Below are 12,899 nucleotides of genomic sequence, written 5' to 3'. Positions count from 1 at the left end.
CCGGCTCAGGAATCGGAGGACGACGTGGCGAGCGAGCGACTCGAGAGCACGCGGCAGGCGTTGCGGGAGGCCATGGCCCAGGCGGAGCGGGCCGCGGAGCTGGCCCGCCTGCTGGATGCGGCCCAGGCGAGGATCGCCGACGCCGAGCGCGCGGTCGGGGAGCTGCGCGACGTCCGGGAGCGGCTGGCCGAGGCGGAGGAGCGGCTGGCCGAGGCCAGGGCCGCGGAGGCGGCCCTGCGCAGGGAACTGGCCGAGCAGCGCTACCAGACCGAGGTGGCCCGGTGGAAGCTCTCGTCGGTGCAGGTGGCGCGCTGGTCCCGGATCGGCGACGCGATCAAGACCGGCAAGAGCAACCCGGTGCGGCTGGCCCGCGGCCTGCGCGGCGCCGCCAGGCCGGCCAAGCGCCCGGCCGCGCCCAAGCGGCAGCCGGTCCCCGAGCCCCGCGACCCGGCCAGGCCGGTGCCCGGGGCGGCCTTCCAGGCCACCACCTCGACCAGGACGCTGGACGGCGCGTCGTTCCGGCTCAAGCCCTTCCGCGTCCCCACCGGCCCGAACACCCGCCCGCACCTGACCGCGGCCGTCGTCGCCGACCCGCACGCCGAGGCGCTGCTGCGCTACGAGTGGCGGCAGACCACCGGGTTCACCCCCCGCGACTTCGCCCGCGTGCTGGCCGCCGAGGTGCCGCACCTGCTGCTGGTGGAGTCGGTCGCGCAGGGGCCCTGGGCCGAGGAGCTGCGCGTGCCCGGTGAGGGCCTGCGCGCGCTGCTGGCCTGGTGCGCCGAGCGGGGCATCCGCACGGTCTTCTGGCACACCGGGGGCGAGGTCGCCGACCTGGCCCCCGCCGCCCTGCTGTTCGAGCACATCGTCACCGCGCAGACGGCCTCGGTCCAGGCGTGGGGCGCCGTGCTGGCGTCGGCGCGGCCGGAGCCCGGCCGCCGGGCGCCCTCCCTGGGCCTGCTGCCCTTCGCGGTCCAGCCGCGGGTGCACAACCCGCTGCCGCTGGCCTCCGGCCGGTTCGACCGGGTGCTCTCCCTGCAGGAGCTGCTCCCCGGCCACCTGTCCTATCCGGACGTGCTCACCTCCTACCGCTGGCCGAAGGCCGTGGACTGCCCGCCGGGCACCGCGGCCTGGCGGCTGGCCGAGCTGGCCGCCTGCGGCACGCCGATCGGCGCGCCCGAGGGCGGCGAACCCGACGGGCGCCGGGCGCACGCCGCGCTCCGGCAGGCCTACGCCTCCGGCACGATGACCGACAAGGTCGACGACCTGCTCGACGCGATCGGCCTGCCCAGCGCCCGGCCGACGCTGGGCATCTCGGTGATCATGCTCGACCGGGGCGACCCCGAACGCGCGCTGGCCCTCCTCGCGCCGCAGCAGGGCCTCGTCCAGCTGGTGCTGCTCGCGCAGTCCGAGGACGAGGGGGCGGCGCAGGAGGCGGAGCGGCGGGCCCGCGCCGCGCTGGGCGGGCACGTGGGCGTCGTGGTCCGCCGCGCCGACCCGGGGCTCACCACCGGCGCCCTGCTCGACCGGGCCCTGGACCTGTGCGAGGGCGACCTGGTGGCCGTCATGGACGCCCGGGACGCCTACGGCGAGCACTACCTGGCCGACCTCGCCCGGGTCTTCACGTTCACCACCGCCGACATCGCGGGCAAGGCGGCCTACCACGCCCACCTGCGCGACGTCGGCGCGACCGTGCTGCGCCGCCCCGAGGCCGAGTACTCCTACCTGCCCGAGGTGGCCGGGGCCACCCTGCTGGGCCGCAGGGCCGTGCTGCGCTCCCTGGGCTTCGCCGACCTGTCCGAGGGCTGGGACGAGGTCCTGATGCGGCAGTGCCGCACCGACGGGGTCAAGGTCTTCTCCGCCGACCGCTACGGGTACGTCCGCCTGTGCGACCACGACGCCGGCCTGCTCGGCTCGGCCCGGCTGGTCGAGTACGGCCCCGCCGAGCCGCACGCGCTGGTCTGACGGTGACGCCCGGCCGGCTCGCCGCGGTGCTCGGGGCGCCGCCGGTCCCGCGGGGGACGTGGGAGCACGAGGCGCTGTACGTCTCGACGGCCGCGCTGCGCCACGGGGAGCGGACAGGGGAGCGGGCCGGGGACCAGGCAGGGGAGCGGGCCGGGGAACTGGCCCTGCGGCTGCGCGCGCTGCCGGGGATCGAGGAGGTCCGGGTGCGGCCCGGCGGGTTCCTGGAGATCGTGGTGGCCGTCCCCGGCGAGCTGGTGGAGGAGGCCGGCGCGGCCCCTCCCGGGACGTCCCGTTCCGGAGCCGCCCCTTCCCGGGTGGGCTGGTCCGGGGCGGGGCGGGGGGACCGGTCCGCGCCGGGACCGGCAGGGCCGTCGCCCTGGCCGGCGGGCCGGTCCGGGCCGGGACCGGCAGGGGGACCGGCAGGGCCGTCGCCGGCGGGCCCGCCGTGGTCCCCGGGCACCTGGGACAACCCCGGGTTCGTCGTCGGGTACGCGCACGCGCGGGCGGTCGCCGTACGGCGCTGGGCGGCGGAGCTGGGCGTGGCGGGGGGGTTCCGGCCGGAGCTCCTGACGGACCGGCGGGACCGGGCGGTGCTCAGGTCGCTGGCGGAGGCGCCGGGCCGCAGGGCGAGCCGGGACCCCGGGTGGGCGGCCTACGCCGAGCGGCTGGCCCTGGCCTACCACGACGCGTTCGAGCGGGCGCCGGCGCTGCCGCGGGGCGACGAGGAGGCGTCGGCGCTGCACGTGGCACGGGTGCGGCTGGCGGGAGCCGTGCGGGAGACGCTGGCGGAGGCGATGGGAGCGGTGGGAGTGGTTCCACCCGATAGATTGTGATGAATCATCCGGAACGTACTGAGGAGGACGGGTGAGCGGTCCGCGGGACTGGTCCCCGCAGAGCGCGTCGCGACCCGGCGTGATCCGGCGGACGCTGCCCGTGCTGCTCGTCTTCGGCCTCCTGCTCGGCGCGCTGTTCTACCTCCGCGACGACCTGCGGGAACTGCTCGGCACCGCGCCGGGATCGCCCCGCACGGCCGTGGCCGCGCACCTGGTCTACGAGAAGACCGGCCCGGTCGACGGCCGCTGCCCCGGCCTGCCGGAGGACCTCGACGCCGACCAGGAGGCGACGCTGACCACCCTGGCGGGCTGCCTGGACCGCATGTGGCGCGCGACGCTGAAGCCGGCGGGCGTCGACTACGAGCCGCCGGAGGAGACGCGGCTGATCGCCACCCCCGAGGAGGCGGCCTGCGGGATCGACGACTTCGACTGGGCCGGCATCTACTGCGAGCGGGAGCGCATCGTCAACGTCCTGACCGAGGACGGCGGGGAGCGGCGCGACACCTTCGGGATGATGTTCACCCTCGCCCACGAGTACGCCCACCACGTCCAGCAGCTCACCGGGATCGCCGACCGGGAGGGCTCGGAGGTCTTCGACGAGGCGTGGTCGCGCCGCTTCGAGCTGCAGGCCGACTGCCTGGCCGCGGCGTCGCTGCGCACCGTCCGCCCGTACCTGCTGAACGAGCTGCGCCGCGGCGCGGCCGCGGGACGGGACGAGGCGGACGCCGGCGCGGACGCGGCCCGCCGGTCGCACGGCTCCGGCGCCAGCGGTGCCCGGTGGATGCTCCGCGGGCAGAAGAAGGGCACGATCGCGGGGTGCAACACCTGGAAGGCGCCGGCCGACGAGGTCTCCTGAGGGTTCGGATCCGCGCGGAACGCCAAAATCTATGGCGAGATCCGGCGAAAACGCGAAAAGTTCGCGTGTCCGTGGGCGATTCCGTCTCGACAGGTGAGCGGGCGTCTCATCCGGATCAGCGGGTCCGATAGCCTCTTTTGGGTGAGTCGATTCGTCCACCCCGCCGGTGACCGGCACGCCGAGATCCTTCCCGAGGACCGCCCGCCGCAGGCGCCCGCCGACCTCAACACGCTCGACCCGACGATCTGGCCGCGAACGTCGAGCCGCGCCGACGGCTCGATCACGATCGGCGGCGTGGACGTCCGGGACCTGGCCGAGCAGTACGGCACGCCGCTCTACGTGGTGGACGAGGAGGACTTCCGCTCCCGCTGCCGCGACTACCGGTCCGCGTTCGAGGGCGGCGAGGTCCACTACGCGGCCAAGGCGTTCCTGTGCCGCGAGGCCGCCCGCTGGATCATGCAGGAGGGCCTGGGCCTCGACGTGTGCAGCGCGGGCGAGCTCGCCGTCGCGCTGAGCGTCGGCTTCCCGCCCGAGCGGATCACGATGCACGGCAACAACAAGTCGCCCGCCGAGCTGGAGCGGGCCGTCCAGGCCGGCATCGGGCACATCGTGGTCGACTCCTTCGAGGAGATCGCCCGGCTGGGCTTCCTCGCCGACCGGCACGGCGTGCGGCCCAAGGTCCTGATCCGGGTCACCGTGGGCGTGGAGGCGCACACCCACGAGTTCATCGCCACCGCCCACGACGACCAGAAGTTCGGCCTCTCGCTGAACAGCGGCGCGGCGGCCGAGGCCGCCCGCCGGATCCTCGCCCTGCCCCAGCTGGAGCTGGTGGGCCTGCACTCCCACATCGGATCGCAGATCACCGACACCGCCGGGTTCGAGGTGGCCGCCACCCGCCTGGCCAAGCTCATGGTGCAGATCCAGCAGGAGCACGGCGTCGTCCTGCCCGAGCTCGACCTCGGCGGCGGGTACGGCGTCGCCTACGTCGAGGGCGACGAGACGCTCGACGTCAAGGAGATCGCCGACAGCCTGCGCGAGATCGTCACCAGGGTGGCGCAGGCCGCGCACCTGCCGGTCCCCCGGCTCACGGTCGAGCCCGGCCGGTCCATCGCGGCGATCGCGGGCGTGACGCTCTACGAGGTCGGCACGATCAAGGACGTCGAGGGCCTGCGCACCTACGTCAGCGTCGACGGCGGCATGAGCGACAACGTGCGCACCGCCCTGTACGGCGCCGACTACACCGCCCGCCTGGCCTCCCGGGCGAGCGACGCGGCGCCGATGCTCTCGCGCCTGGTCGGCAAGCACTGCGAGAGCGGCGACATGGTCGTCCGCGACCTGTGGCTGCCGCAGGACCTCGCCCCCGGCGACCTGATCGCCGTGGCCGGGACCGGCGCCTACTGCCGCTCGCTGGCCAGCAACTACAACTACCTCCCCAAGCCGGCCGTGGTCGCGGTCGGGGGCGGGGCGTCCCGTGTGATCGTCCGGCGGGAGACCGAGGACGACTTGCTGAGAGGACAGCTGTGAAACAGGTTCCCGGGAAGAGGCTCAAGGTCGCGCTGCTCGGCTGCGGCGTCGTCGGCTCCCAGGTGATCCGGCTGATGCGGGAGCAGGCCGACGACCTCGCGGCCCGGATCGGCGCGCCGCTGGAGCTGGCGGGCGTGGCCGTACGCCGGCCGGGCCGGGCGCGGGGCGTCGACGTGGACCCCGCGCTGATCACCACGGACGCCGAGGCGCTGGTGACGCGCGAGGACGTCGACATCGTGGTCGAGGTGATCGGCGGCATCGAGCCGGCGCGCTCGCTCCTCCTGGCCGCGATGGGGGCCGGCAAGTCGGTCGTCACCGCGAACAAGGCGCTGCTGGCCGAGGACGGCGCGACGGTCCACGCCGCGGCCCGGGCCGGCGGCGCCGACCTGTACTTCGAGGCGGCCGTGGCGGGCGCGATCCCGCTGATCCGGCCGCTGCGCGAGTCACTGGCCGGGGACCACGTGCGCCGGGTGCTCGGCATCGTCAACGGCACCACGAACTACATCCTCGACAAGATGGACTCCTCGGGCGCCTCGTTCTCCGACGCGCTGGAGGAGGCCCAGGCCCTGGGATACGCCGAGGCCGACCCCACGGCCGACGTCGAGGGCTTCGACGCCGCGGCCAAGGCCGCGATCCTGGCCGGGATCGCGTTCCACAGCCGGGTGACGGCCGCCGACGTGCACCGCGAGGGCATCACCGAGATCAGCGCGGCGGACGTGGCCAGCGCCCGGGAGATGGGCTACGTCATCAAGCTGCTGGCGATCTGCGCCCGCTCGGAGGACGGCCGCTCCTTCGGCGTCCGGGTGCACCCGGCGATGATCCCCAGGACCCACCCGCTGGCCGGGGTCCGCGAGGCCTACAACGCGGTCTTCGTCGAGGCCGAGTCCGCCGGGCAGCTCATGTTCTACGGCGCGGGCGCCGGTGGCGCGCCTACGGCCAGCGCGGTGCTGGGCGACATCGTGGCGGTGGGCCGCAACCGGCTGGCCGGCACGCGCGGCCCGGAGGAGTCGACCTACGCCGACCTGGCGGTCCACCCGATGGGCGAGACCGTCACCCGCTACCACGTCTCGCTGGACGTCGCCGACAAACCGGGCGTGCTCGCCCGGGTCGCCGACATGTTCGCCAAACAGGACGTCTCCATCCAGACCGTCCGGCAGGAGGGGCTCGGCGCCGACGCCCAGCTCGTCCTGGTCACGCACCGGGCCAGCGACGCCGCCCTGTCGGCGACGATCGAGGGCCTGCGGGAGCTGGACATCGTCCGCGACGTGGTGAGCGTCATGCGGGTCGAGGGCGAGGACGCCTCGTGAAGACCCCCGGCCGCCTCGCAGGGACGCTGACCGCGCTGGCCCTGCTCGCCCTCCTCGCCTCCCCCGGCGCCTCCGCCCAGGCGGCCGCCGCCCCGCGGAAACCGGTGAAGCCGAAGACGATCGTGGCCCTCACCTTCGACGACGGGGACGCGACCCACGCGGCGGCGGCGCGCATGCTCGAGAAGCACGGCATGCGGGGGACGTTCTACGTCAACAGCGCGACCATCGGCATCGACGGCAAGCTCACCGAAGGCCGGCTGGCCGCCCTCGCCCGGGCGGGCCACGAGATCGGCGGTCACACGCTGACCCACGTCCGGCTCAACGAGCTCCTGCCCGGCGAGCAGCGCGTGCAGATCTGCGACGACCGCCGCGCCCTGATGAAGCTGGGTCACCGGGTCACCACCCTCGCCTACCCCTTCGGCGCGGTGAACGCCGACGCCGAGAAGACGGCCAGGCTCTGCGGGTACAACGCGGCCAGGGCGGTCAGCGGGCTCAAGCAGTGGAGCTGCCCCTCCTGCCCCGGCGCGGAGAGCCTGCCCCCGGCCGACCGCTGGGCGGTCCGCGCGCCGGGTTCGATCCGCGACGACACGCCGGTACGGCACATGCGGCAGCAGGTGGTCAACGCGGAGAAGGCCGGCGGCGGCCTGGTCCCGCTCATCTTCCACATGGTCTGCGACGACTGCGGCACGTACTCGACCTCGCCGGAGCGGCTGGAGGAGTTCCTCGGCTGGCTGGAGAAGCGCAGGGGCCGCGGCACCGTGGTCAGGACCATGGACCAGGCGATCGGCGGCGAGGCCCGGCCGCTGCCCGCCGAGTGACCCGGCGGACCCGGACGGACCGCGCGGCGCGGCCCGGACCCCCGGTCCCGGGGCCGGTCAGCCGGTGACGGTGGCGGGCGGGCGGAACCCCTCCCACCGCTCGACCGCCTGCTCCAGGAACCAGTCCGTCCCCTCCTGCCAGGTGTGCCGGTCGGGCCGGCTCCGCCGGAGCAGGAAGCCGAGGCCGTGGGTCTGGTAGATCCGCCCGCCGGCCCGCCGCACCGCCTCCAGGAGCTGCCCGTCGACCGTCCGCCTGATGGGCCGGAAGCCCCCCACCGCCTCGAACGCGTCCCGGGGCATGAAGATCGTGCCGCCGGCGACGAAGTCCTGCCAGGTCTCCACGGCCCAGCGGTGCCGGACGGTCGTGTCGAGCTCCTCCAGGTAGAACAGCTCGGCGGACGTGCCGGTGACCTCCGCGCCGGTGTAGACGCGGGCCAGGTGCATGTCGGCCAGGTGGTGCGGGCCGTACCAGTCGTCGTCGTCCCACTTGGCCAGGTGGTCGCCGCTCGCGCGGGCCGCCGCCCGGTTGAGCACCTCGCCGAAGGGCGTCGCCGCGTCCGCCTCGATGACGGTCACCGGGTACGGCCCGGCCCCGGGCGCGCCGCGGAGCGCCTCGCCGGCGGAGAAGCCGTGGGCGGCGAGCACGACCTCGGCGTCGACCAGGCGCTGGCGGGCGATCTGGGAGAGCGCGAACCCCACCATCTCCGGTCGCCGGGTCGCCAGCAGCACCGAGATCCCCGGCCGGGACGCCCGGGCGCGGCGGCCGTGGGTCAGCAGCGCCCGGCGGCGCAGCGCGATGCTGTGCTCCTCGCGCCGCAGGTCGTCGGCGAGCAGTTCCGGGGTGGCGGCCTCCAGCAGGAGGGCCAGCCCCTCCCCGAGCACGGGGCGGACCCCGGCGGGGATCCGGGAGACGAGCAGCGGCACCCCGGCGGCGGCCAGGGCCACGACGAGGTCCGCCAGGCCGTGCCCGTCGTGTTCCCCGTGCCCGCCGTGCCCGTCCGCAGGTCCCGGCCCGGCGTGCTCCCGTCCGGCTCTTCGCTGAGGCCGCCCGCTCAGCGCGGGCCAATCGACGCGGACCGCGCGCAGCGGACGCAACCGGGCCACCTCCACGCCGGTGACCCGGCAGGGGGGCTCCGGGAACGCGACCACCGGGGCGCCGTCGAGCACGGCCTCCCAGCGGTCGCCGCGCCGCAGGAGATCCGCGGTGCCCAGCTCCGGGCCGCTCAGGAAGCCGACGGGGTTGACCGACAGCTCGTCCACGGGGCGGATCGGCCGCTCGCGCACCCGCCCGGCCGTCGCACCCGTCCGCGCGGGCGACGCCCCGGTCCGCCCGTCCGGGCCACCCGGACCGGTCCGCCCGTCCGGGCCACCCGGACCGGCAGGCCCGGAGCGGAGGGAACCCGCCATCGAGGAGAGCAGGCCGGCGGGCGGGACCGCCGCGCGGAAGTGCATCTCGGCGATCCAGCCGGTCGCGCCGTGCCTGGCGAGCCGGAGGGAGTCCAGCGCCCGCACGGCGAAGCCGTTCTCACCCGGGGCCGGCAGATGCCACCATTCCGGGGCCTCCACGACGTGCACCACCAGCCGCCGGACCGAGGGCAGCCGGGGCGCCGACCGCACGATCCGGCGCAGGTCCGCGGGGGTCCTGAGGATCAGCGCGATCCCCTCCACCACGCCGGGGGAGGCCGAGGGCGACGCGGTCTCCTCCGGGCGGTCGAGGTCCACCACGCGGGCGGAGGGCTGCGGACCGACGGCCTCGGCGGGCCGCGGGAAGCCCGCACAGGCGACGAGCGCGCTCGACAGGCGTCCGGGGGTGAGCACCTCGTCGATGGTGGCGCGGATCTCAGCGATCATCGGAGTCCTGGGGCCGGCTCAGCGTCTTCCTGACCGCGCGCAGGAACGGGGCGCGCTCGGCGAGCCGGCGCCGCCAGCGGTAGCGGGCCCTGCGCAGCTGGGAGAGCTCCCGCCGCCACTGCACGGCCGACCTGCGCCACCGGGTCGCCTCGGCCTTCCACTCCGCGGCGTCCTTCTTGCGCTCCGCGGCCTCGGCCTTCCAGCGGGCGGTCTCGCCCTTCCACCGGGTCGCCTCGGCCTTCCACCTTCCGGCCTCGTTCCGCAATCGGGTGAGCTCGGCGTTGGCGCGGGAGCTGCTCGGCGCGCCGGCCGAGGACGCCGGGAGGAACCCCCACGTCTCGCCGCTGGTCCACCGGGTGCCGAAGGTCTGGTGGACCACGTCGTCGAGGTCCTCGCCCGCCGAGGCGAGGAGCCGCGCGCGCGTCGTCGCGGCGGTCCGTTCCAGCCGGGCCACCACGAGGTCGCCGTGCCCGTCCAGGACGACGCTGACCAGCCCGGCGCAGTCGGTGTCCGCGTCGGCCGTCAGGCTGCGCAGTGCGTCCGGGCCCGGCACCCACCCGGCGGGCAGGCGGAGGCGGAACATCGCGGGAGCGGAGTCCTCGCCCGGGTCCTCGGTGAAGGCGACCCTGCCGTCGTGCTCGTAGGTGCCCCGGGCCAGCCGCAGGTCCAGCAGCGGGTCGTCGAGCGGGGAGCGGCGATCGGTGGTCAGGGCGCTCCACGGGCCGACGAGCGTCACGGAGAGGTCCGGCAGCGTCGAGGCCAGCACGCCGTCGACCGTGGCGCGCACCTCCTCGTAGCGCGCACCGGTGACGTCCACCACCACGTCCACGTACGGCACCAGCCTGCGGCGGGTGGGATGGGTGCGCAGCCAGCGCAGCTCGGGCACCCGTTCGGCGAGCAGGGGCCAGTTGTGCCGCTTGACCTCCGCCTCGCGCGTGCCGACGGTGTGCAGCCCGAGATGCCGGCTCCGGGCCTCGGGCTCGGGGACGAACACCGCCCCCTGCTGGGCGAGCCGGTAGCCGAGTTCGGTGTCCTCGCCGAGCACCAGGGAGGTGTCCATGCCCCCGGCCGCCCGCAGCAGCCGGGCGGAGACCGAGGCGGTGGCCCCGCAGTGCACGTTGTAGGCGTCGATCGGGCAGTCCCGCAGATCGTCCGTGCGGGCGAGGAACTCCTCCACCCAGTCGTGCGGCTCGGTGCTCTCCGGCGGGAAGAGCTCCTCCACCCGGCCGCCCGCGACCGCGTCGTGGACCTCGGCCGCCGAGGGCAGGCCCGCGGACACGTCGGTGAACCGCAGGGAGCCGAGCACCACCAGGTAGTCGGCGAGGTGGTGCCAGCGGAGCTGGGCCTCCACGTGCTCGCGGAAGGGGACCATGTCGGCGTCGAGCCAGTGGATCACCTCGCCCTCGGCCGCATCGGCCCCGGTCTGGCAGGCCCACGCGCGGCCCCAGCCTCCGGGGCGGCTGGGGACGATCCGGGTGTGCTCCGGCGCGATCTCACCGATCCGCAGGGCGGGCCCGCCGCCGTCGTCCACCACGATCACCTCGGTCAGGTGCGCGGGGTAGCTCTGCCCGGCGAGGGCCGCGAGCGTCAGATCGAGCGTCTCCTGGCAGCGATAGGCGGGGATGACCACGCTGACCGTTCTGACCGGCGTCCAGCCGCCGAGTCCGGCGGGGACGAGCGGACCGTGGTCGTTGAGCCGGACGCGCGGCTGCCCGCCGGCGGTCGCCGCGCTCATCGGGGAGCGCCCGGTTCAGTGCCCGGTTCAGTGCCCGGTCCAGTGCCCGGTTCCATGAGTCGGCCGGCGTGGAAGCCCCGCCACTGCCGTACCGTCCGGTGGTCGAGGAAGGTGGTGACGGGCGCCTTCCAGGTGTGCCCGGAGGAGGTCTGCCGGCGCAGGATGTAGCCGAACCCGTGGGCCTGGTAGATCCGCCCGCCCGCCTGCCGGACGGCCTCCAGCAGCTGGCCGTCCTCGGTGAGCCCGACGGGCCGGAAACCGCCGACGCCCTCGAAGACGTTCCTGGGCAGGAAGAGGGTGCCGCCCGCCACGAAGTCCTGCCAGGTCTCGGTGTTCCACCGGCGCTGCACCGTCGTGTCGATCTGCTCCAGGTAGACGATCTCGGCGGGGGCGCCGGTCAGGTCGGCCCCGGTGTAGAGGTGCGCCAGGTGCAGGTCGGCCAGGTGGTCGGGGCCGTACCAGTCGTCGTCGTCCATCTTGCTGAGGAACGCCCCGGAGGCGCGGGCGGCGGCCCCGTTGAGCACCGCGCCGAACGGCAGGCCCGGATCGGCCTCGTACACGGTCACGGGGTGCGGGAAGCGGGCGACCGCGTCGGCGACCTCGGGGAGGTCCGCGGGGACGCCGTGCAGGGCCAGGACGAGTTCGAGGTCGACGCCGCGCTGGCGGGCGACCTGCGACAGGGCGAAGCCCACCATGTGGGGCCTGCGGGTGGCCAGCAGCACCGACACCCGGGGCGGGGCGGCGGCGGGGAGCCCGGCCCGGAGGGCGAACTCCGCCCAGCGGGCGCGGTTGCCGTGGACGCGCAGCGCGCAGCGGCGGAGCGCGATGCTGTGCTCCTGGCGCCGGAAGTCGTCGGCCAGGTCCTCGGGGCGGACGTCCTGGACCAGGCCGGTGAGGCGCTCGCCGAGCAGCGGGGCGGCCCAGACGGGAACGGCCGGACCGGACAGCGGGACGCCGGCGGCGGCCAGCCCGGTGACGACCCGGGCGGCGGCGACCGGGCCGGTGTGGGCGGGCCGCCACTCCACGGTGATCCCGCGCAGTGGTCGCAGCCGGGCGACGTCGGCGTCGGTGACGCAGCCGGAGGCGGCGAAGGCCACCATGCCGACGCCGTCGAGCACGACCTGCCAGCGGCCCTCCCGCTGGGTGAGCCGGGCGACACCGAGCTCCGGCGCCGCGGCGAAGCCCGTGGGGTTCACCGAGCGCTCGTCCACCGGGGGGACCGCCGAGGGACCGGACAGGTCGAGATCCGCGCTCAGCCGGTGGCCGCCCGGTCGGCCGAGGCGGGTCCAGGAGGTCGCCGCGGGCCCGGGGCGCTCGATGGCCGGGACGTCGGGGTCGGTCCACTCCCGCGACCCGGCGTCCACGGTCCGCAGCGCGAGGTCGCAGCCGGGGGCGGCGTGCCGGGGGGGCACCGGCCCGTCCACGTCGGCCAGCGTGGCGTTGGGGTCGGCCGGGCGCCAGTGCGCGGCCCCCGCTCCGGCGAGGGCGGCGACCGGCTGGGGCATCGTGTCGGGGCGGCCGGGGGTGAAGGCGCGGGCCGCGGCGATCAGGACCTGGCCGGCCTGCATGGGGGCGGTGAACCGGGCCTCCACCGTCCAGGAGCGGTCGCCGACCCGGCCGATCCGCCAGTCCTGGAGGGTGCGCCAGTTGGCGTGCGGGGAGGGGGAGGCGAGCGGCGCGTGCCGCAGCGGCGGGGTGTCGGCCACCGCCACGGTGACCCGTGCGGCCTTCGGCAGCAGGGTGTGCAGGGTCACGGCCCGGCGCAGGTCGGTGACCGTGCGGGCGAGCACGACCACCCGGGCGACCGGGCCCCCGCCCAGGACCGCGCCGGTCGGGACGGCGTCGAGGTCGGCCACGGCGGTGTCCGGACGCGTGACCCGTTCGCCGAGGTCCCCGTCGAATCCGGTCGAGCACAGGAGCAGCTCACCGGATCCGGTGAGGAGCGCGCTCAGCAGGGCTTCCGTCCCGGCCGGCAGCCGCTCCGCCGCGGTGCTCCGTGCGAGGGCACCCACG

General features: G+C 75.8%; 9 protein-coding genes. 6 read left to right on the top strand and 3 right to left on the bottom strand.

Annotated elements, in window-relative coordinates; translation table 11 throughout:
* Nucleotides 1-24: 24 nt before the first annotated feature.
* From HS045_RS02295 to HS045_RS02270, 6 genes are all read left to right on the top strand, one after another.
* Complete coding sequence (locus HS045_RS02295; RefSeq protein WP_307827355.1) at nucleotides 25-1,962, top strand: hypothetical protein; 1,938 nt, start codon at nucleotides 25-27, stop codon at nucleotides 1,960-1,962.
* Nucleotides 1,963-1,964: 2 nt separating this feature from the next.
* Nucleotides 1,965-2,795, top strand: a complete 831-nt coding sequence (locus tag HS045_RS02290) for a DALR anticodon-binding domain-containing protein (protein ID WP_307827354.1) — start codon at nucleotides 1,965-1,967, stop codon at nucleotides 2,793-2,795.
* Nucleotides 2,796-2,826: 31 nt separating this feature from the next.
* Nucleotides 2,827-3,651, top strand: coding sequence for a neutral zinc metallopeptidase (locus HS045_RS02285; RefSeq protein ID WP_307827353.1), 825 nt, complete (start codon nucleotides 2,827-2,829; stop codon nucleotides 3,649-3,651).
* 141 nt (nucleotides 3,652-3,792) lie between these two features.
* On the top strand, nucleotides 3,793-5,175 hold the full coding sequence (lysA, locus tag HS045_RS02280) for a diaminopimelate decarboxylase (protein ID WP_196449508.1): 1,383 nt from the start codon (nucleotides 3,793-3,795) through the stop codon (nucleotides 5,173-5,175).
* Nucleotides 5,172-6,482, top strand: a complete 1,311-nt coding sequence (locus HS045_RS02275; protein ID WP_196449507.1) for a homoserine dehydrogenase — start codon at nucleotides 5,172-5,174, stop codon at nucleotides 6,480-6,482. Before lysA ends, HS045_RS02275 begins: the two co-directional genes overlap by 4 nt.
* Nucleotides 6,479-7,300 (top strand): polysaccharide deacetylase family protein, encoded by an 822-nt coding sequence (locus HS045_RS02270; protein WP_196449506.1) that lies wholly within the window; start codon nucleotides 6,479-6,481, stop codon nucleotides 7,298-7,300. Before HS045_RS02275 ends, HS045_RS02270 begins: the two co-directional genes overlap by 4 nt.
* Before the next feature lie 57 nt (nucleotides 7,301-7,357).
* On the opposite strand, the gene HS045_RS02265 is transcribed toward HS045_RS02270, so the two are convergent.
* Genes HS045_RS02265 through HS045_RS02255 form a run of 3 tightly spaced genes read right to left on the bottom strand, consistent with a single transcriptional unit; the run spans nucleotide 7,358 to nucleotide 12,898 of the window.
* Nucleotides 7,358-9,151, bottom strand: a complete 1,794-nt coding sequence (locus HS045_RS02265) for a glycosyltransferase family 2 protein (protein WP_196449505.1) — start codon at nucleotides 9,149-9,151, stop codon at nucleotides 7,358-7,360.
* Complete coding sequence (locus HS045_RS02260) at nucleotides 9,141-10,886, bottom strand: glycosyltransferase family 2 protein (protein WP_196449504.1); 1,746 nt, start codon at nucleotides 10,884-10,886, stop codon at nucleotides 9,141-9,143. The genes HS045_RS02265 and HS045_RS02260 overlap by 11 nt, the downstream gene beginning before the upstream one ends.
* Nucleotides 10,883-12,898 (bottom strand): glycosyltransferase, encoded by a 2,016-nt coding sequence (locus HS045_RS02255; RefSeq protein ID WP_196449503.1) that lies wholly within the window; start codon nucleotides 12,896-12,898, stop codon nucleotides 10,883-10,885. The genes HS045_RS02260 and HS045_RS02255 overlap by 4 nt, the downstream gene beginning before the upstream one ends.
* Nucleotide 12,899 lies beyond the last annotated feature (1 nt).

The sequence above is a fragment of the Planomonospora sp. ID82291 genome, assembly GCF_015711645.1.
Classification (GTDB): domain Bacteria; phylum Actinomycetota; class Actinomycetes; order Streptosporangiales; family Streptosporangiaceae; genus Planomonospora.
Note: the sequence above shows the minus strand (reverse complement) of the source record. Positions and strands in the feature narration are given on the sequence as shown.